Here is a 21,147-nt window from a genome sequence, read left to right on the forward strand (position 1 = left end):
CTACCCTATGCCAGGAATCCTGTACTTTTGTTTGGGCAGCAGCCTAAAAGTGGGGCCAGACCGCCCCCAGCCTGTCTTCCTGAAAAGCAGAGCATAGCGCAGCATTATAGCAAAAGGGCAAATGGCTCGTTGCAGGGCATGCCCTACTAAACTGTTCCAACTCCCAACCATGAAAAAGTTTCTCAAACGCATTCTATTGATCATCACCCTGGCCCTGGCTCTTTGCATCGGGGCAGTAGCCCTGATCGCTGTTTTCTTCCAGGAGCGCATCGCACAGGCGCTCACCCGCTCCATAAACAGCCAGCTCAATGCAGAACTGACCATAGGCAACTTCGAAATGGGCATTTTCCGGTCGTTCCCAGACCTATCAGCCAATTTCGAGGAGGTGGCCTTACAGCCCGATCAGGGGCCAGAGCTGCTCCGTGCAAGAGAAGCTGCATTCCGGATTGACCTGATGAGCCTTTTGGGCCCGAGCATAAGGGTTGAAGCCATTACCATCAGCGATGGGAGCCTCAACTTACTGACCGATCAGCGGGGGAGATCTAACTATGATATACTCAAAGCAGAAGGGGAAGGAAGCCCTCAGGGAGGAGCAGGAGAAGGCAGCAGCCTGCTGATTGCCCTGGAGCAAGCCCGCTTCGAAAATATAGAGCTGAGGTATACCAACCGGCAGCGCCTACAAGCGGTACGAGCCAAAATTGAGGAAGGGGTACTATCTGGGGCCTTTTCCACGAGGCAGTTCGAGCTGGCCAGCAAAGCCAAGCTCTTCTGCCAAATTGTGGAACAGGATGAAGTAGCCTACCTGCCCGATACCGAAATAGCCTACGAAGCCATCATTGCGGTCAACCTCGAGGAAGGCACCTATGAAATGAAGAAGGTTGAAGTAGACATCGCAGGCAACACCTTCCGCCTCGACGGCGCTGTGGAAGAATGGGAAACCGGCACCTATTACGATCTCTATGCAACTTCTGAAGATGGCAGCCTCGCCGGCGTGCTTGCGTTGCTGCCTGCTCCTTACGCCAGAAAGATGGCAGGCATCGAAAGCACCGGCCGCTTCGCTTTCAACAGCATCATCAAAGGGCAGTCCAATGCCTCACAGTCACCGGAAATCCGGGTGGAGTTCAGCCTTGACGAAGGGCAGCTGAGCCACGAACAGCTTGCACGCCCCCTGCGCGATGTCTCCTTTCAGGCTAAGCTTACAAATGGCAAATACCGGGACAACAGCTCTTCTGTTTTTACCCTCGAAGGGTTTAAGGGCTATTTCAACCGGGAACTGATTGAGATGGAGGCCAGCGTGTCCAACTTCGATGCCCCGGAGATTGGCTTCAACCTGAACGGAGTACTGCCGCTGGAAACCGCTTACAGCTTATTGGGCAACCCCAAAATAACCGGGGGGGACGGAGAAGTGGAGGTCAAAAACATTTCTATAAAAGGCAAGCTTGCAGATATGATGGCCCCCTCCCGTATGAGCCGGGTGGAAGCCTCCGGCACCTTAGAATTTGACGACGCAGCGCTCACCGTAGGGGAGGAAACACTCCTGCTCGACCGGGGCGAGCTGGCTATTGCCGGCAACAAGCTGTTCATCAATGGGCTGCGCCTTGAAGGGGCTGGCAGCGACATCGCCTTCGAAGGGTCGGTTTTCAATGCCCTGCCGGTGCTCCTAGCTGACAGCCTCAACTCCAAAGGGGCACAGCTGGAGTTTGAAGCGAAACTAACGGCCAGGTCTTTAGATATTGACCGGCTGTTGGCGTTCTCTGCCCTCACACCTGAAGAAGAAGCAGAGCCCGAGCCCCTCAGAGACTCCTTGGCCCGCGAACAATTACAGGGGCGGGAGTCGCTCACCAACCTCCTCAAAGGGACGTTCGATGCCCGCATTGAAGCCTTCAATTACCAAAAGATTGAAGGGGAAGATTTTATGGGCAAATTAGGCATTGCCAACGGGGTCATGTCTGTCGAAGGTACTGCAAATGCTTTTGCAGGGAAGCTTTTTCTCAACGGCCAGACTTTCTTCGAGAACGAGCCTAGGCTCGAGGCCAGAATTGAACTCCAGCAAATCTCCGTAGAGCAGCTCTTCGAGCAAACAGGCAACTTCGGGCAGGATGTGCTAACCCACCGCAACCTGAGCGGGCAGCTGGAGGCTAAACTCGCTGTATATGCCTTTTGGGACTCTACCGGGCATTTCCTAATGGACCGGCTGAGCGCCATTGCTGGCATAGGCATTACTAATGGCGAGCTCAAAGACCTTGATATGCTGGAAGATTTCTCTTCTTACGTCGACATCCGGGACCTCAGGCGCATCCGTTTTACAGACATGCAGAACTATCTGGAGATCCGTGACCAAAGGCTTTTCTTGCCTGCCATGTTCATCCGCAGCAATGCGCTAAACCTAACGGTCAGCGGAGAGCACTCCTTTGAACAGGACATCAGCTATTTCCTCAAGGTAAATGCCGGGCAGGTCCTAGCTGACCGCTTCCGCCGCCATGACCCCAACCTGGCACCAAGGCCTGCAAAGCAACGGGGCTGGTTCAATTTATACTTTTCCATTTTGGGCAATTTGGAAGACTACAACATCAGCTCCGACAAACGGCGAGTTCAGGCAGACTTTGAGCTGGGCGAAGTGCGCAAAAAAGATATCCGCCGGGCATTAGAACGAGAATTTGGCCAAGTGCAGCTCATTGAGGAGCCTGATGCTTGGCGGGACGTCAACGATAACGGCAGGCCGGGCAGCCAAGATGATGACTATTTGGATTTTGAAATCGGGGGGGGGCGATGACGCCCTGCTTTTGCCCCACAAAAGAACACCCCGTAAGCATTGAGCCTGCGGGGTGTTCTTTTTTTTTTCTGCCGCTTACAGGCTGTTACTCCGGCTCGAAGCCAAGGATGATGTTGAAATCGCCCAAGCCTTTGAGGGAACGCTCTGCCCCCGGCTTATCAAAGCCGATACCGTAATCAAAGCCAAGTGTGCCAAACATGGGGAGGAAGACCCTCAAGCCCATGCCCGCCGAACGGCGGAGGTCAAATGGGTTAAACTCTTTGGTAGACTGCCAGGCGTTGCCGCCCTGAGCAAAAGCCAAGACATAAATCGTGGAGCTGGGGTTGAGGGAGATCGGATAGCGCAGCTCGACGGTGTACTTGTTGTAGACAGGCGTAGCAAGCTGCTGCCCGTTGGGCCCTATATTCGCAGGCAGGTCGGTGACCTCATACCCCCTCAGCGAGATGATGTTCACTCCTGCAAAGCCAAATTGCTGGTTGTTGATACCGTCGCCGCCCAGCTGGAAACGCTCAAACGGCGAAGTGCCTATACGCGAATCGTAAAACCCGATGAGGCCAATTTTCGCCTGCGCTTTGAAAATCAGGTCGCCTACTATAGGGGTGTACCAATCCACATCGAGGCGCCATTTGTGGTATTCCACAAAGCGGAACCGCTCAGATACGGTCTCCGATGCATAGTCCCGGTCAGGGTTGAACAGAGAGTAAGGCGGAGTCAGCTGTACGGAGAGCGAAACCCGGGCCCCGTCTTTAGGGAAGATAGGGTCGTTTACCGTAGAGCGGACAATAGTCTGCGTGATGCTGAAGTTGTTGAAATTGCCATTGTCTACACGTTCGCCCTGGTCTGTGCTGAAGTTCTGTGCCCAATCATCGAGCGACAGCGTCTGTATGTTGAGGGAAGTGCTGGCCACGAAGTTGTCGTCTGGCCACTTCAGGCGAGAGCCCAAGCTTACGGTAGCCTGCTTAATGCTGAGGCTGCGGTAAGACTCCGTCCCCCTGGCACCGAAGGCAAAGCGGTTGAAAAAGCCTGCCACAGTGAGGGAGTTAGGCTTCTTGCCGCCCAGCCAAGGCTCTGTAAAAGAGGCATTGTAAGACTGGAAGAAGTCCCCGTTAGTCTGTGCCCGTAAGGAAAGTCGCTGCCCATCCCCCTGAGGGAGAGGCTTCCAAGATTCTTTGTTGAAGATGTTTCGGAGAGAGAAGTTGTTGAACGAAACCCCAAGGGTGCCGATGACACCCTGTATACCCCCCCAGCCAGCAGACAATTCCAGCTGGTCCGAAGGTTTTTCCTCCACGGTGTACTCAATGTCAACCGTACCCCGCTGCGGATTGACCGGGGTATTGATGCCCAGTGTCTCTGGGTTAAAGTAGTTGAGGTTCATCAGTTCGCGCTGAGAACGGATGATGTCCGAGCGGCTGAATTTTTGCCCCGGCTTGGTCCTGATCTGACGGCGGATGACATGCTCATGCGTGCGGTCGTTGCCCTCAATGACCACCTTGTCGATGGTAGCCTGTGGGCCTTCAAAAATGCGGATTTCCAAGTCAATGGAATCATTCTCCACGGATACTTCTATGGGGTCGACCTGGAAGAACAAGTAGCCATTGTCCATATAAAGTGTACTCACATCCCGGCCATCTTGGCTAAAGCTGAGGCGGGTCTGCAGAAGCTCCTGATTGTAGATGTCGCCCTTTTCTATGCTCAACACGCTGGCCAGCGTCTGCTCATCGTAAATAGAGTTCCCCTTCCAGGAAATATTCCGGAAGTAGTACTGATTGCCCTCGTCTATGGTGATGCGCGTATTGAGGAGGCCATCTGCGTCCCGCCAAAGGGAGTCCTTGACAATTTGGGCATCGCGGTAGCCCAAAGTATTGTAGAAGGCAATGATAGCATCCTTGTCTTCTTCGTATTCGGCTTTAATGAACTTGGAGGAAGCGAAAAGGCGGCGTTTTTCTTTAGTATCCTCCATCTTTTTGCGGAGCTTCTTGCCTTTGACATTATTGTTGCCAACAAACTCAATATTCCGGATTTTGACCTTATCGCCCCGGTCGATATCAAAAACAAGGCGTACGGAGTTGGCACGGATGGAGTCGGTGATTTCCGTCACGGTGGCACGGGCATCCAAAAAACCTTTGCCGATGAAATACTCCTCAATAGCTTCCCGCGCATTCACCTTGACATTCTCCGTCACGATACCGCCCTTGAGCAGGTACTTGTTCACCTCATCGTTGAGGTCATCGTGTACCGACTTTTTGACTCCCCGGTAGGAGTGGCGGGTCAGGCGGGGGCGCTCCTGCACATGGATTTCCAAGAACACAATATCACCTATGGTTTTCTCTTTTACGACCTGCACATCTGTGAATAGGCGAAGCTTCCAAAGCGCCTTAATGGCTTTCTGCACATCAGGCCCTGGGATCCGGATCTTATCCCCTACCCGGAAGCCTGCGATGCTGATGATGGCGTTGTCGTCGCTGAAATCAGCCCCGACCACCTTCACACCGCCAATTTCAAATTCCAACGGCTCGCCATATTCGAGCACGGGGATAGAGTCATTTGCTGTTTGGGCGAAGGCAGCAGCTAAAGGCGCCATCATCAGGGCCAGCGCTAGTAAGAATGATTGGGGGAGTTGTAGTTGCACAGTATAGCTTTGCGAGTATGGCAATTGGTAACGTAGTCGTTTCATGCGTTTCTTTTCCGGTTGTCATAACCTGGATCCTCCTAAAACCATGTGATTCAGGCTCAGGGCTTACGGAACCGGCTGCAAAAATAAGGGAAGTCAGCAGCATAATGGCATAAACAAGCACCTGATTCGTAAAATTGACGGGATATAGCCCCCTGAGGTTGTATGCAGGGGCAAAAGAATGTGCCATCGGTGCCCACCTCCTGACAGAAGCCGTTACTTGGAGACGAGCTGCTCGCTGGTTTTGCCAAAGCGGCGTTCTCGGTTCTGGAAATCCAAAATGGCCTCGTAAAGGTTCTCCTTTCTAAACTCAGGCCAGAACACAGGAGTAAAATGCAACTCAGCGTAAGCGATTTGCCACAGCAGGAAGTTGCTGATCCTAGCCTCGCCACTGGTACGGATGAGCAGCTCCGGGTCTGGTATACTGCCGGTGCTCAGGCGCTCCCCTATCCTTGTTTCGTCAATATCGCCAGGCTCAAGGTCGCCTTGCTGCACCTGTTGCGCCAGCTGACGGGCCGCCTCCGCAATTTCCCAGCGCCCGCTGTAGTTGAGGGCTAGGACTAGGGTCATCCGCTTGTTGCCCTTCGTTTTTTCGATCCCCGCTTCCAGCGCGCGCCGGGTAGCATCGGGCAGGCGGGACAGATCGCCTATGGCCTGCAAGCGGATATTGTTTTTGGAAAGGGTGGAAATTTCCCTGGAGAGGGTTTCAACGAGCAGGCGCATCAGCGCACTGACCTCCAGCTTAGGGCGGCTCCAGTTTTCTGTAGAGAAAGCATAGAGCGTAAGGTACTCAATGCCCAGCTCCGCTGCAGCTTCTGTGGTTTCACGCACTGAGGTCACTCCGCTCTTGTGCCCAAAAACCCGAGGCTTGCCATGCTTTTTGGCCCACCGCCCGTTGCCGTCCATGATGATGGCAATGTGCCGGGGCAATTTCTCCGCATTGATTTGTCCTTTCAAGTCTTGCTGTTCCACTTCGTCACTTTTATTCCGGGCCGGGCTGCTGAACCTTGATGCCCCTTTGCTGTTTCATCGAGTTAAACCACTAGCGCAGCGCCTTAAGGGAAGGTACAAAGGTAAGGACTTTCCGTTCAATCCCCGGCTGGAATATTGGTAAAATCTATTGGCCAAGGGCAGGCTTGTATGCCAGGCACAAACCAGATCGTCCTTTTGGGGGCCTGCCCCTGCCGCAAGGGCAGGCGCCGCTATGCTCCGGGGCTCGCTGTCCGCTCGGCCCTATCGGGCTTAAACCCCTGCGCAGCGCTAGGCCGATGCCAGGCTAAAGCCCGAAAAGCTTAAGCGCCTGCGAAATTCTAATTTACGCCCAGTATAGGCCTTGCGCTGTCCAGCCGGAGCTTCTCCAAGCCTGATGTTCCGCGTATATTTGCCCGCAGGGGGCAGTGCCCCTGCCTATTTCTAAGACCATAACTCTACAACGCTATGTCTGCTGTAAATGCAACCGCCGCTTTCTCCTCCTTTGTTTATGAGCGCCCAGATTTCGAGGCCTTTGCTAACCGTTTCAACCAATTGCTCGAGCGCTTCCGGAATGCAGCCGATGCCGGAGCCCAGGCCAACGCCCTGCGGGACATCAACGAGATGCGGGGCAAGTTTTCCACCCTCTACAACATCTGCCATATCCGGCATACCATGAATACCCGAGATGCCTTTTACGAGGCAGAGAACGACTTTTTTGACCAGCATATGCCTGCATACCAAGGCTTGGTCACTGCTTTTTACCATGAGCTGCTGAACGCCCGCTTCCGCCAAGAGCTGGAAAAAACCTGGGGCCCTCAGCTGTTCCGTTTGGCCAAACTCAGCCTGAAGACATTTGACGACAGCGTGCTTGAGCTGCTTCAGGAGGAAAATAAGCTGAGCAGCCAATACACCAAAATCAAAGCTGCTGCAACCATCGAATTCCGGGGGGAAGAACACAACCTCTCCTCCATCTTCAAATATGAAACCGCCGCCGGCCGGCAGGACCGTAAAGAAGCGGCCTACGCCAAATGGGGGTTCTTCGAAGCACAAGCCGAAGCCATTGAAAACGTATTTGACCAGCTGGTGAAAGTCCGCCACCGCATCGCGCAACAGCTGGGCTACGAAAATTTTGTGGGGCTGGCCTACGACCGTATGCAGCGCGCTGATTACACCCCGGAGATGGTGGCCAACTTCCGCAGGCAGGTGCAGGAACAGATTGTGCCCATCAACCAAAAGCTATACGAACGGCAACGGCAGCGCCTGGGCCTTGATGCGCTCAAATTCTACGATGAGGACTTGCGCTTCCCTACCGGGAACCCAGCCCCACAGGGGCCGCCCGATTGGATTGTGGCCCAAGCCCGCACCATGTATGAAGCGCTCTCTCCTGAAACGCATGAGTTTTTCCAATATATGGAGCAAGCAGAGCTCATGGACCTGCAAACGCGCCCTGGAAAAGCGACCGGCGGCTACTGCACCTTTATTGACGATTACAAGGCGCCTTTTATTTTTTCCAACTTCAATGGCACAAGCGGGGATATCGATGTGCTCACACATGAGGCAGGGCATGCTTTCCAAGTGTACAGCAGCCGCAACATCGGTATAGGGGAGTATACCTGGCCAACCACCGAAGCCTGCGAGATACACTCCATGAGCATGGAGTTCTTTACCTGGCCATGGATGGAGCTCTTCTTTGGGCCTGATACCGCCAAATACCAGTTTGGCCACCTCGCCGCTGCGCTCAAGTTCTTGCCCTACGGTGTGGCTGTGGATGAGTTCCAGCATGTCGTCTACGAAAATCCAGGCATGAGCCCAGAAGAAAGGAACGCAGCATGGCGCGCCATTGAGCGCAAATACCTGCCCCAACGGGACTACGATGGGTATGAGTTCCTAGAAGCGGGCCGCTTTTGGCAAAAGCAGAGCCACATCTTCAACGTGCCCTTTTATTATATCGATTATACCCTGGCACAGATCTGTGCTTTCCAATTTTGGAAAAAAGACCGGGAAGCGCACGATGAAGCTTGGGCCGACTACCTCAGGTTATGCCAAGCGGGCGGCAGCCAGTCTTTCCTTGAGCTGGCCAGCCTGGCCAACCTCCGTTCCCCTTTTGAGGACGGCTGTGTCGAAGCAGTGGCTGGGGAAATAGAACAATGGCTAGAGCGCGTTGACGACAGTAGCTTTTAAGCCTATTGCCGGGGGCCGGACAGCCGTGCCCCGCCCCCGGCCAAGTGCACATCTGGGGCTTGCTCTTGCTGTAAATCAATACTTTACGAACTTGACTTCCTCCCTAAACTTTCATCTAGCCTGCCAGGCTCAAATTGGGCGTAAACCAGAATGCCGGAGGCGTTTGTGCTCTAGCCTGGCATCGGCCTAGCGCTGCGAAGGGGTGGCCAAAGGCCAGACCCGACGCCTGTAGGGCGAGGGGCCGAGCGGACAGCGAGCCCCGGAGCATAGCGGCCCCTGCCCTTGCGGCAGGGGCAGGCTCCCCCCTAACGGCAGGGGCAAGCTAAAAACAAAAATCTGGCCTGCGCTCCTCAAATTTAGCAGGCTCGCCAGAACCCAAGCAGGCACACTGCCGCAACAGCCAGCTGCAATCTACTGATTGTCAATACAAAACTACTCCAAACAAGTGCTAGGCTTACCCATCTGAGAGCGTTTCCGATATATCGGTATTGCGGGCCTGTAGTGCAGGCAGGATAGCAGCAGCCAGCCCTATGCCCAGTGCGCCGCCCAGCAAGTACAACTCCTCCTGTAAAAAGTGTGCCCAAGAGAAATCGTACTGATAGGTTTCCCGCATCTGATCAGCTAACAAATACATGGCGCCGTGGCTGAGCCCTATGCCCAGCACATAGCCCAGCACCGCCAGCAACAAGCCTTCCAGCACGATAAGCGCCAAGAGCTTGCTGCGGGAAGCGCCCATAACCCGCATGAGGGCCAGCTCGTACCGCCGCTCTTTCAAAGAATTGTACAGGGAGATGAAAATGCTCAAGCCAGATACAATGATGATGACCATCGCCAGCCAGCGCAGCGCTTTGGTGCCTGTGCCCATCAGGCTGTACAGCCTGTTGATCTCGATAGCCGGGGTAGCAGCCTGCATCTCTGTATTCTCATTGATGGCACGCTGCATATTCAGGGCTTGTATGTTGTGCCCCTTAAATTGAATGAGCATAGATGTGATCTGCTTGTCCTGATAATCAAGCAGCCCCTTGGGATAGGGCTCGCCTGCCCCTTCGCTTTCGTGATCGTGGCCTTCGTGATCGTGGCTTTCGTGATCGTGGCTTTCGTGTACAGCCCAAAGGCTGGAAAAGCGGGTCAGCAGCAGCTGATCGGCCACAGCGCCCGTAGGCTCAAGTATGCCTACAATTTTAAATGATTCGGCATCTTCGTGGACAAGGTCTTCATTCTGATCGAAACCGTGGGAGCTTTTGAAAGTATCGCCTATACTGAGCCCCAGCTTGCTGGCCACGCCAGCCCCAGCGACGACCTCCATTGTCCTTTGCCACATCGCCCCCTCAGCGAGCACTGCACCGTAGAGCGCTAGAAAAGCCGGCTCAGTACCTACAATGCGGTGCCCACGGTAGCTGTCGCCCAATGAAAGGGGGATGGCACTTTCGATAATTGGATGGCCCGGGCGCAGGAAGGGGGCGGCATCTGAGATGTTGATATTGCCGGTAGGGGCATCGATATGGTACATGCTGCTTAGGATAAGCTGAAGCGGGCTGCCCTTTGCGCCCACGACCAGGTCTACCCCGGCGAGGTTTTTGGAGAACTTCTCCTGTAGCTGATCATTGAGCACCAGCAGCAAGGAAATGAGCCCTACGCCCAGCCCAAAAAGGACTAAGCTGAGCCCCATATTGAGCGGCTTGTTGGTGAGGTTTTTCCAACTCAATCTTAGGATATTCATGGCTGTCCGATGGTAATTTGGTTAGGAATGCCGCCCTTCAGCCGGGCGTCGTGGGTTACAATAAGCAGGGTAGCATCTACCGCCCGAGCCTGCTCTTCAAGCAGCTCCAGCACCTGCCCGCAGTTGCGGTCGTCCAGCGCAGAAGTAGGCTCATCAGCCAGGATAATGGCTGGCTGATTGATGATTGCCCGGGCAATAGAAGCCCGCTGCTTTTCGCCTACGCTAAGTTGTTGAGGGCGTGCGCTGCCCTTGTGCCCCAGTCCGAGGCGCTCCAACAAATTGCGGATGCGGGCTCGGTCGGGCCGCACCCCTGCAAGGTGCTGCGCCAATGCCAAGTTATCGGACACGGTCAGGCTCTGCACAAAGTGGGCGGTCTGGAAAATGATACCGATCTGCTGCCCGCGGAAGCGGTCTAAGGCAGCGCTCGATAAGCTGCTGAGGGCAGTGCCATTGATCATGACCTCGCCCGCCTGAGGCGCGCGCAGGCCTCCAAGCAGATGGAGCAGGGTAGTTTTGCCACTGCCAGATTGCCCCAAGATAAGGCAGTGCTCTCCTTTCTGGCAGTGGATGTCGGGGAAAGACAGGCCCTGCCCAGGAGCATAGGCATAGCTAAGGTTGGTGGTTTTTAGCATGTGAGGTAGTTTCCGGATTTTGTGCCCTCAATATCCGGGTTTTTAATGGGCTGGCAAAAGATAACGGCAGGAGTTGCAGAGTACGACAGCCCGGGCGGCCTGCCCTGCTTGGCCGAATATTGGAATTTTGGATAAAAAAGGTTAGTATTGTGGCTCACAAATCAAGAATGAGCGTGCCAACAGCAATACGGATCAGCTACATTATTATCATCCCCGGCCCACCGCCAGGCTGCTGACTGTTTGCCCTAAAGACACCTCAGGAAAGCTCTGGCGAATACAGTTTGCCAGAGCTTTTTTAGTTTCCTATTTTTGCGCCGTCAAAATACGCAGCGATGTACAAAGAATACAAAGGCCTCAACCTCCCGCAAATTGATCAGGACATCCTGAAGTTCTGGGAGGAGCACAACATCTTCCAGCAAAGCGTGGAGCAGCGCCCTGCTGAAAACAGCTTCGTTTTCTATGAAGGGCCGCCTTCCGCCAACGGCAAACCAGGCATCCACCACGTTATGGCCCGTACGGTGAAGGACCTTTTCTGCCGCTTCCACAGCATGAAAGGGCAGCGCGTAGAACGCAAAGGGGGCTGGGACACCCACGGCCTGCCTATTGAGCTCAACGTGGAAAAAGAGCTCGGCATCACCAAAGAGGACATCGGCTCTAAAATCTCGGTAGATGAGTACAACGCCAAATGCCGGGAAACCGTCATGCGGTACAAAGATATGTGGGACAACATCACCCGCAAAATGGGCTATTGGGTAGACCTCGACAACCCCTATATCACTTTCGAGAACAACTATATCGAAACGGTTTGGTGGCTGCTGCAGCAGCTTTACCAAAAGGGGCTGCTGTACAAGGGCTTCACCATTCAGCCGTTCTCCCCCGCTGCCGGCACCGGGCTAAGCTCTCATGAGCTGAATATGCCGGGCACGTACAAGGATATCAAAGACATCTCCGCCGTTGCCCAGTTCAAGATCAAAGGCACAGCGGACGAGTACTTCCTCGCCTGGACGACCACTCCGTGGACACTGCCCTCCAACACCGCGCTGGCGGTGGGCAAAGACATCACTTACGTAAAAGTGCGCGCCTACAACCGCTACACCGGGCAGCTGGGCACTGTCATCCTCGCCAAGGACCGCCTCAGCCACTACTTCACTGAGGCCAAGCCTGAACTACAGCCGGAAGAAGTGAAAGCAGGCAATAAGCCTATCCCTTACCTTGAAGTGCTGGGCGAGGTGAAAGGGCACGAGCTTGAAGGCATGGAGTACGAACAGCTGATGGGCTATGTACAGCCTGAAAAAACTGCTTTCAAAGTCTTGATCGGCGATTTCGTCTCTACCGATGACGGCACTGGCATTGTGCACATCGCCCCTACCTTTGGCGCAGATGACTTCAGGGTGGCCGCCAAATACGGTATCCCGCCGCTTTTGGTGAAAGATGAAGAGGGCAACAGTGGCCCCCTCGTAGACCGTCAGGGGCGCTTCGTGAAAGAGGTCACCGACTTTGCAGGGCGCTACGTGAAAGACTACGGGCAGGAGGAAGAACGGCCTGTAGATGCCGATATCGTCATCAAGCTCAAAGAAGAGAACAAGCTGTTCCATTCCGAAAAGTACCTGCACTCCTACCCCCACTGCTGGCGCACCGACCGCCCTGTGCTCTACTACCCGCTCGACAGCTGGTTCGTCAAAGCTACTGCTGCCAAAGAGCGGATGTACGAGCTCAACAAGACCATCAACTGGAAGCCGGCTGCGACTGGAGAGAACCGCTTTGGCAAGTGGCTGGAGAACCTGCAGGACTGGAACCTCTCCCGCTCTCGCTACTGGGGCATCCCGCTCCCGATCTGGCGTACGGAAGATGCTAAATCAGAGAAATGCATCGGCTCCGTAGAAGAGCTGCGGCAAGAGATTGAAAAAGCCAATCAGGCGCTTGGGCTGCAACAACAGGCCCCCAAGGACCTCCACAGGCCCTATATCGATGAGGTAGTACTGGTGAGCGAGGACGGGCAGCCTATGAAGCGGGAAACGGATCTGATCGACGTTTGGTTCGACTCCGGCTCTATGCCCTACGCGCAGTGGCACTACCCTTTCGAAAACAAGGAGGTCTTCGAGCGCAAGTTCCCGGCCAACTTCATCGCCGAAGGGGTAGATCAAACCCGGGGCTGGTTTTACACCCTGCACGCGATCGCGACCATGGTGTTCGATAGCGTAGCTTTCAAAAACGTAGTATCCAACGGGCTGGTCTTGGATGCAGATGGCAATAAAATGTCCAAAAGCAAGGGCAATGTCATCGACCCCTTCGGAGCTATTGAGCAATATGGGGCCGATGCCGTGCGGTGGTACATGATGGCCAACGCCAACCCTTGGGACAACCTGAAATTCGACCTCAACGGCGTAGGCGAGGTGCAGCGCAAGTTCTTTGGCACCCTGTACAATACCTACTCTTTCTTTTCGCTGTATGCGAATATCGACCAATTTGACAATGCTGCCCCTCAAGTCCCCCTGAAAACGCGCCCGGAGATTGATCAGTGGATCATCAGCCTGCTCAACAGCCTGGTGAAGGATACGGAAGCAGACTATGCCAACTATGAACCTACACAGGCTGCGCGCAAGATTCAGAGCTTCGTGACCGACAACCTCAGCAACTGGTACGTCCGCCTTTGCCGCCGCCGCTTCTGGAAGCCTGCTCAACAGCAGAACGGGCAGGCAGCTGGCATGGATGCCGATAAACTGGCGGCCTATCAAACGCTGTACGAGTGCCTCCTAACCGTCTCTAAGCTGATCGCACCGGTATCGCCCTTCTTTGCCGACTGGCTGTACCAGAACCTCAACTCAGCGACCAAGCTGGAAAGCCATGCCTCTGTGCACCTCGCCGATTTCCCTTCCGTTTCCGGCAGCGCCATTGATAAAGCACTGGAACAGCGGATGGACTACGCTCAGCGCATTTCCTCTCTTGTCTTCGCTTTGCGCAAAAAGGAAGACCTGAGGGTGCGCCAGCCTTTGCAAAAAATCATGCTGCCCGTGCTCGACCCCTCCTTTAGAGCGCAGGTGGAGCAGGTGAGCGAGCTGATTGCATCGGAAGTGAACGTAAAAGCTATCGAGTACCTGGACGACACCTCGGGCGTACTGAAAAAGCGCATCAAGCCCAACTTCAAAACGCTCGGCCGCCGGCTGGGCAAGGATATGAAGCTGGCAGCGGGGGCTATCGCGAAGTTCTCCCAAGAGGATATCGCCAACCTGGAAAAAGCCGGCACCTACACCCTCAATGCCAATGGCAACAGCTATGAGCTTACCCTGGAAGACTTCGAGATCACAGCAGAAGATATCCCTGGCCTGCTCGTTGCCAACGATGGCCCTCTGACTGTCGCTTTGGATGTAACCCTGACCCCTGAGCTCGAAGCGGAAGGTATGGCGCGGGATATCGTCAACCGCATTCAGAATATCCGTAAGGACAGCAATTTTGAGGTGACCGATCGTATCGCTGTACAACTGCAGGGCCACGATGCGCTGAACAGTGCAGTACGCCATTTCGGTGATTACATCAAAGCGGAAACGCTCGCCAACAGCCTTGACCTCCGGCCGGAAGTGCCCGGCGGGCAAGAGATTGAGTTGCCAGGCGGCGTGAACGTTCAGATACTGGTCAGCCGGGTTTAACCCCCGCGCGAGGCTGTCCCTTTTGGAAAAGGCGGTGCTGTTGAAACCACGCACCGCCTTTTTTTCATAGCTGCCCCCCTGCCAAACTTGATTGGAACTACTATTAGATTTTACAATTATAGACTGTCTTAAGAAGCATAAGTCTACAGTACGCCGTTCGTCCCTGCCTCTTTGAGGATGCTCAGTTTGTCCTGGGCAGTGAATTTGCGTTTCTTTGCCATGTTCAAAATTACAGTTTTTGAACCATAATCCGTTCCGATGTATTGGGGGGGGCAAAACAGCAGCTGGCCTTCTTACTCTTCTTCTAATGAAGTTTCTTTTACCGGGCGCAAACCAGATTGTCGTTTTTCTGGATGGGGCCTGCCCCTGCCAACGGGCAGGTGCCGCTATGCTGCGGGGCTCGCTGTCCGCTCGGCCCTAACGGGCTTGCCACCCCTTCGCAGCGCTAGGCCAATGCCAGGCTAAAGCTAGAAAAACATAAACACCTGCGACATTTTGGTTTACGCCCCTTTTACCAAATAAATCGTAGCCTTGCCGTCACCAATTTTTTCAATTACTCCTTCTCGATGTAAGTAAAGCATATCCTTTTTGATCGTATGAATGGATTCTTGTTTCATGAATTCAGCAACATCACTCGTTTTCACAGGTTCGTTTTTTCGAATGAAGGCCATGACTATTCTTTGCCGCTCATTTAGATAAGGGCCTTTGCTTTTATATCTCGAATATTTCTCTTCCAGTTTCTGGATTAGGATTTCCAAGCTTTCTAGAAAGAAAATCATCCATTTATCAATAATTTCATTTTCTGAATACCGATGTTTTTGAGCATCCATTAGTACTTGATAATAGCGTTGCTTTTCTTTTTCAATTTGGTTTTCAAAAGAGACGTATTGAATAAACGGATAATCGTTTTTCATTAGGAGTAGGGTAGTAAGTAATCTAGACAATCTCCCATTACCATCTTGAAAAGGGTGAATGGATAAGAATTCATAGACAAAGGCTCCAATAATGATCAAAGGATGGATTTCATTGGACTGAAGATTATCATTGGCCCAGATAATCAAATCATCCATTTCCTTTTTAACAAGATAAGGTTCTGAGGTATTGAACATTATTCGCTGCTCACCTCCCGGATATGTTGCCACTACCTTATTTGATAACTGTTTATAATCCCCCTTATGCGTTTGATCTTTACCACTGTATTTCAAGAGTTGATTATGCAGATTGAAGATATTAGATTCATTAAGATCTATTCCAGAATAGTTTTCCAGGATGATTTCTAATACATCATAGTAACCAAAAACTTCTTGTTCGTCTCTGGTCTCAAGTTTATTGATTTTGATATTTGCCAATAAGGTCTCTACTTCTTCATTGGTCAGTGTAGCCCCTTCAATTCTAGTTGAAGATCCGATACTTTGGATAGTAGCAATTTTTCGTAGTTCTCTTAGGTATCTATTTTCCTCTTTTTCAATAGCCAACCACTTCCCCTTGAAAGAATCAATGAGCCCAATCTTGTTGATTATTTTTTGGGTTGTAGGGAAATCAAACCTTAGCTTTTTATCCATTACTTATCCGAATTTTATCCAAAAGTAAGTGTTTTTTGGGGACGGGCCAAGGCAAGGCGGTCTTTATTTTATCTGTATTTTATCTGTATTTTATCTGTATTTTATCTGATTGACAGGCTTGCCTGCAACGGTTGGGCTAAACGCAGTAGCGACCAAATGGGAGCTATTGGCGTTTTAGCCTTTGTTAGGCACAGATTTTCCTTTTTTGTAAGTTTCAATAATTTTCTTTTTCAAAATATCTACTTCCAAGAATCCACTATTTTCAGGAATTTGGCTTACTGCCTCCATTATCGGTTCTACATATTCAGACTTAGCAAATATTTCTTCTCTTGCATAATTCAATATTGCTATCCAATTTAATTCACTGTTGCCGATTTGTTTAGTTTTTTCTATTGCTTCCATATAAAGCCTTCTACCTCCTTCTTCGTTACCACTACGAAACATAATTAACCCTCTTGTTGCTCCTATACATATCCTAGTTGAACTTTCGATTCGTTCGTAGTTACTAATTCTTCCCAATGCTGCTAAAGCTTCGATAGTATTATTTTTTTGAGCATATGCATAAGCGAGATTGTTCAAAATTAAAGGGTCGTGTGGATGACTCATTTCCCCTGCCTTTAAAAACATTATTGATTTATCTTGGTCTCCTAAGATTGTACTTGCTAAATTTGAAGCAAATATCAATGGGCGTTTTGAAAAAGGCATATCCAAAAACCATTTAGCTGCATTTTCTAACGAATCATCAAACTTTTGTTTTTGAAAGCTATCTAATGCAATTGCCTCATAATTATTTTCTACCCGAAATTCTTCTGGATTTAAATCAAATCTACTATCTTTTGTAGACGCCCATTCTATTTGAGCAAGTGTGTTATCATTCGGATTAATTAAAGCTTTATCAAAGAAAGTCTTACTTTTTTTATTACTACCATTTAACAACTCTACCGTCGCTATCCCACTCGCTAGTTCTGTAAAAGAAAAAGGAGCTACCTTGTTTGAAGAAATCATTTGCATTCCTTTCTTAATGAATTTTGAATGCTTATTTAATATCGTCGAAACGGCTATTTCTGCTGATAATAACCAAGGATCATATTTGGTTATAGGGTTTTTTGTCAGAATTCGATATATATGCTGTAAATGATCATTATTATCTGAAGCATAATGAGTATATAGTCTTGTTGCTGACCTTAGAACAAATCTATTATTGGGAGAAAGATTTAAAGCAATATTTATAAAGTGAAGAGCCTTCTGTTCTTGCCCAAGGATTGAGTAATAACGAGAAAGTTCAACATAGGCTATTGAGTTTGAGGGGGCTTTTTTTATTACTTTTTTTAGACTTCTTATCTTCTGATGAAGCGGTTCAGGATTAATAGAAGAAAGGATAGTTTCTATGTCAGAGTTGATTAATGCTGATTTAGCATCTTTTTTATTCTGGGAGGGATTAATCACTCTTTCAGCCAAAGATACCTGCGAATAACTAGCGTTATTTTTGTTGCGTAGGATATATTTGGCTGCTTTAATTACACTTTTATTATCTAATTGATTGTTTACAATTGCTGCACTTAAAAGATCAGATGCAAATGTTACTCCGCTGTTTAACTCCCAATCAATAATATACTCTTCTATTGAGGTAGGTGATCGTTGCTCTCTCCTCTCAAGCTGGAATGAGTCCAATTCTCCTAATACTGTTGTTTTCCCAAAACTTCTCCAGTTTGGTACAACTCTTCTATCTTCTGTACTAAATAAGTTTGCCAAATGATTAATTGTTTACAGCTATTTCAGCTTTTCTTTTTAAATAATCTAAGCGTGAAATAAACCTTTCTAAGTTAAAATTACTTCCAATTGAAGTTATTGTTTTCGGATGTCCTCTTTTTTCGGGAAACGGGTTGCACAAATATTCAACAAGCTTTTTCAATTCTACTCTATCCTTATATTCTTTAATATTCTCCTCAAATTCGTCTAAAGCAGATGAGAATCCATTTTCTAAGTAAGGTATTAATTCTTCATAAGTTCCATTCCATACTTCCCAGCTAAAATTATGAGGAATATTCTTTCTTAATAAAGCTGACATGCTTATTCCCGAAAAATAGAACGTGACTAAACTTCCCAACAAATAACAATCAGTTGCGAAGACTCTCTTTTTCCAATCCTTTTCGTAATAACCATACATTATTTCAGGAGGTGCATAGGTATTGTCACCTGAAAATACCATCTTGTTATAAGGTCCATCGATATCTCTACAGATTGAACGACCTAGATCACCAATTTTACTTTCCTTAGACAGATATACTAAGACATTAGATGGTTTTAAGTCTTGATGAGTTACTTCAACCGCATGAAGTTGTTTCAATCCAATCGCAATGTCATGTAAAGATTTTAATCGCCAAGCATAGTCTAGTTTTTTAGAAAAATCTAATTTCTTTCTAACATCTCCATCTGCTAAATCAAAAATCAAATAAGGTACAATAGAAATAGCATAACCTGGAATCATTTCCTCATCTGCAACCTTAACAAATGCAACCTTAGTTACATATTTATTTTTGCAATGTTCAGAAAGATCTCTTTCATAACGATATGCAGTTAACATGTCATTCATGACATCAACAACTTTTCTGTTTGGATCAGATATTGTCAAAAATTTTGAGAAATCAAACGCTTTCAAAAAACAAGTTTCTCCGTCTTTTTCGACCAAATAGCAAACCGAGAAAAAAGACCCTGTCTGATTATCTGTTTTCTTAATTTTCTCTTTTACAAACCATCCAGAAGATAGGGTTCGATTTAATAAATTATGAGCAGCATTTTCTGTGTTCATGGATTACTTATTTTCCTTTTTTATTTGTGCCTAACGGTTAGTATATGAAGCGTAGCATCCCGATAGGTGCTATGATTTTACATACATTGTTAGCCGCTTTTGTTCTTCTAATGCTAGTGTCAATTGTTCAGGAATGCTATAATCTTTTGGTTTTGAAGTCAGTTGGGATTCATCCGAAGCAATTCTTGATTTCATTTCAGCATTCGAAATGCTATCAGGTAATGGAATATTTGAGAGTAGTGCTTCATATACTGCATTCCTATTTGATTCTTTTCCTCCAACGTGATAAAAATGTTCCTTTGTTGTTACGAAACAATCTTTCCAAACATCAAAAACATAGTCGTTTATTCGATACTTATTACTGAGCCAAGTTGAAAGAATGAAATTTGCTCCAGATTCAGTTAATCCATTTTTCAGTAAAATTTCATCCTCTTCTGACCAAGAATCAAAATAATCAACGTGTCTTCCTATATATGGTGGGTCTGAATAAACAAAATCATTTGGCTGAATTTCTTCCAATGTACTTTTGAAGTCTTGATTTTTAAAAGTGTAATCTCCACTTTCAATAATTTGACTTATGTTTTCAACTTGATTAGTGATTTTAGTTACAAGGGCTTGAGCAAATCTGTTTGGCTTTTTGCAAAAAGGGACATTAAAACCGCCCTTTTTATTAAAACGCATCATTCCATTAAAGCAAGAACGACTTAAAAAAAGAAAGTCAAGAGGATTTCCGTTTGTATTAAATCTATTTCTTAATTCATAGTAATGCTCCCCTTCAGATTTTAAGAGCTTTTCACCTTCAGTAATTAAATGTTGCTTAACTAGTCTACTTGTAATTTCTTTATTTTTCAGAGCATTGTAGAAATTAATTAAATGAGGATTACTATCACACATTAAAGCTTTCTTAGGTCGAACATTAAAGGCAACAACACCTGTACCCATAAATGGCTCAACCCATCTGTCATATTCTATTTCTTCTACGTTTGAAGAAATCCATTCAACAAGTTTAGTTTTTATTCCTTGTGACTTTATTGGTGGTACAAATACTTTCATTTTTTTGGTTTTCTTTTTGCTCCTTTAGCGACAACTTTATCAACTAAATCAGTTCGTCCTTTAAATTCAAGAAAGTCCCAAATGTTGGTTACTTTAACAGTCTTACCATCTTTAATCATTGTGGCAGTTCCATAATTCATCCAATATTCATCAAACCAATCTTCTCCGAGTTTGCTAAATACTCCGTTACCGTTTTTTAAATCTTCTATATCTTTTATTGAACCAATATTAGCAGTATTACCTGAGCCTTGACTATCGCTTGCTATCTTCCATTTTGGAGCTGCAAAAAAGTCAAAATCTTTAATGACTGAGGTTATTGATTTAAGGTTTTCAACTTTAGTAACTTCTCGTTCTCCTATTGGGTCGTTCCCATTTCCGTATTCTTCTTCAAGTTCGTTCACTTGAAAAATTTCTGTTTCGGCTAAATCATCAAAATCGGCTCTTGTGTAAATAATTCCTAAACAATAATGACCTGAATACTGGTTGTACGGAAACTGAATGTTTTTATCCTTATCACGTTCTTTGAAATATGCTCCGTGACTACCAAGCGTAAAACCTGCTGATTTGTTATTTCTCCTAAATGTCGTTTTTAAATCAAGAGCAAATTTGATTTCGTCATTTTCCTTATGAACAAAAGTTAAGTCAGGATACCAATTTTGGTGTTCTGCAAGTATTATTTTATAGCCTGAATTGTCTGCGAATCTCAAAATTTCAGGAAAAATGTGAATTTCTAAAATTTTGGAAACGATTTTAGTGTCTGACGAAATGGTGTAAATGTTCTTGTAAACATCTATAAATCCTTTTATAGTCCATTCACCTGTTTCTGTCGAAACATACTTCTGTAATTCGTCTACAAATCCAGCTAAGGATTTCTCAAATTCTTCTATATATTGCTTTTTGTTCATTTGCTTTTTTAGTATTCCCAAAGGTACAATTTTTCAAACTGTATTTTGGGGTTGTTGAATTGCGGCCAACTCGCTAATACACGCACTTCCCCCCCCAATTCGTCGTTCTTTTTCCCACTTTGCCTAGGCTGAGCCTACCTGCTTGCAGGGCCCGGTGCGCCGCGCTACAGCTCAGACAATGCTACAATATACAAAAAGGCCACAATGCTGCCTACTTGCCAATAG

12 protein-coding genes are annotated in these 21,147 nt (G+C 48.6%); 3 read left to right on the plus strand and 9 right to left on the minus strand.

Annotation, left to right across the window (positions count from 1 at the left end; genetic code table 11):
* Positions 1 to 169 precede the first annotated feature (169 nt).
* On the plus strand, positions 170 to 2,773 hold the full coding sequence (locus FRY97_RS17320) for an AsmA-like C-terminal region-containing protein (protein ID WP_170254716.1): 2,604 nt from the start codon (positions 170 to 172) through the stop codon (positions 2,771 to 2,773).
* Positions 2,774 to 2,858: 85 nt separating this feature from the next.
* Here FRY97_RS17320 and bamA read toward each other — a convergent pair whose 3' ends face one another.
* Together bamA and FRY97_RS17330 are read right to left on the minus strand one after the other, a co-directional pair.
* Positions 2,859 to 5,447, minus strand: a complete 2,589-nt coding sequence (gene bamA, locus FRY97_RS17325; RefSeq protein ID WP_147168829.1) for an outer membrane protein assembly factor BamA — start codon at positions 5,445 to 5,447, stop codon at positions 2,859 to 2,861.
* A 213-nt stretch (positions 5,448 to 5,660) separates the two neighbouring features.
* Positions 5,661 to 6,416, minus strand: a complete 756-nt coding sequence (locus FRY97_RS17330) for an isoprenyl transferase (protein ID WP_211356905.1) — start codon at positions 6,414 to 6,416, stop codon at positions 5,661 to 5,663.
* Positions 6,417 to 6,881: 465 nt separating this feature from the next.
* Between FRY97_RS17330 and FRY97_RS17335 the strand changes: the two genes are divergently transcribed.
* A complete protein-coding gene (locus tag FRY97_RS17335; RefSeq protein WP_147168830.1) occupies positions 6,882 to 8,597 on the plus strand; it encodes a M3 family oligoendopeptidase in 1,716 nt (571 codons plus the stop codon).
* A gap of 454 nt (positions 8,598 to 9,051) precedes the next feature.
* Here the strand turns inward: FRY97_RS17335 and FRY97_RS17340 are convergent, their stop codons facing one another.
* Both FRY97_RS17340 and FRY97_RS17345 read right to left on the minus strand, forming a co-directional pair.
* The gene (locus tag FRY97_RS17340) at positions 9,052 to 10,317 is read right to left on the minus strand and encodes an ABC transporter permease (RefSeq protein WP_147168831.1); all 1,266 of its coding nucleotides are present in this window, start codon (positions 10,315 to 10,317) and stop codon (positions 9,052 to 9,054) included.
* The gene (locus tag FRY97_RS17345; protein WP_147168832.1) at positions 10,314 to 10,949 is read right to left on the minus strand and encodes an ABC transporter ATP-binding protein; all 636 of its coding nucleotides are present in this window, start codon (positions 10,947 to 10,949) and stop codon (positions 10,314 to 10,316) included. Before FRY97_RS17345 ends, FRY97_RS17340 begins: the two co-directional genes overlap by 4 nt.
* Positions 10,950 to 11,281: 332 nt before the next feature.
* Between FRY97_RS17345 and ileS the strand changes: the two genes are divergently transcribed.
* Positions 11,282 to 14,593 carry an isoleucine--tRNA ligase gene (gene ileS, locus FRY97_RS17350; RefSeq protein WP_147168833.1) on the plus strand — a complete coding sequence of 1,104 codons (3,312 nt, stop codon included), beginning with the start codon at positions 11,282 to 11,284 and terminating at the stop codon, positions 14,591 to 14,593.
* 500 nt (positions 14,594 to 15,093) lie between these two features.
* Here ileS and FRY97_RS17355 read toward each other — a convergent pair whose 3' ends face one another.
* The 5 genes from FRY97_RS17355 to FRY97_RS17375 all read right to left on the minus strand — a co-directional run bounded on the left by FRY97_RS17355 (position 15,094) and on the right by FRY97_RS17375 (position 20,922).
* On the minus strand, positions 15,094 to 16,155 hold the full coding sequence (locus FRY97_RS17355) for a Fic family protein (RefSeq protein ID WP_147168834.1): 1,062 nt from the start codon (positions 16,153 to 16,155) through the stop codon (positions 15,094 to 15,096).
* Between the two features lie 174 nt (positions 16,156 to 16,329).
* The gene (locus FRY97_RS17360; RefSeq protein ID WP_147168835.1) at positions 16,330 to 17,907 is read right to left on the minus strand and encodes a hypothetical protein; all 1,578 of its coding nucleotides are present in this window, start codon (positions 17,905 to 17,907) and stop codon (positions 16,330 to 16,332) included.
* A gap of 4 nt (positions 17,908 to 17,911) precedes the next feature.
* Entirely contained in the window at positions 17,912 to 18,964 is a 1,053-nt protein-coding gene (locus FRY97_RS17365) for a protein kinase domain-containing protein (RefSeq protein WP_147168836.1), read from the minus strand.
* A 69-nt stretch (positions 18,965 to 19,033) separates the two neighbouring features.
* Positions 19,034 to 20,017: a Dam family site-specific DNA-(adenine-N6)-methyltransferase gene (locus FRY97_RS17370; protein ID WP_147168837.1), complete on the minus strand. Its 984-nt coding sequence runs from the start codon at positions 20,015 to 20,017 to the stop codon at positions 19,034 to 19,036.
* Positions 20,014 to 20,922, minus strand: coding sequence for a type II restriction endonuclease (locus tag FRY97_RS17375; protein WP_147168846.1), 909 nt, complete (start codon positions 20,920 to 20,922; stop codon positions 20,014 to 20,016). Before FRY97_RS17375 ends, FRY97_RS17370 begins: the two co-directional genes overlap by 4 nt.
* Positions 20,923 to 21,147 lie beyond the last annotated feature (225 nt).

The organism is Phaeodactylibacter luteus (genome assembly GCF_007993045.1).
GTDB lineage: Bacteria > Bacteroidota > Bacteroidia > Chitinophagales > Saprospiraceae > Phaeodactylibacter > Phaeodactylibacter luteus.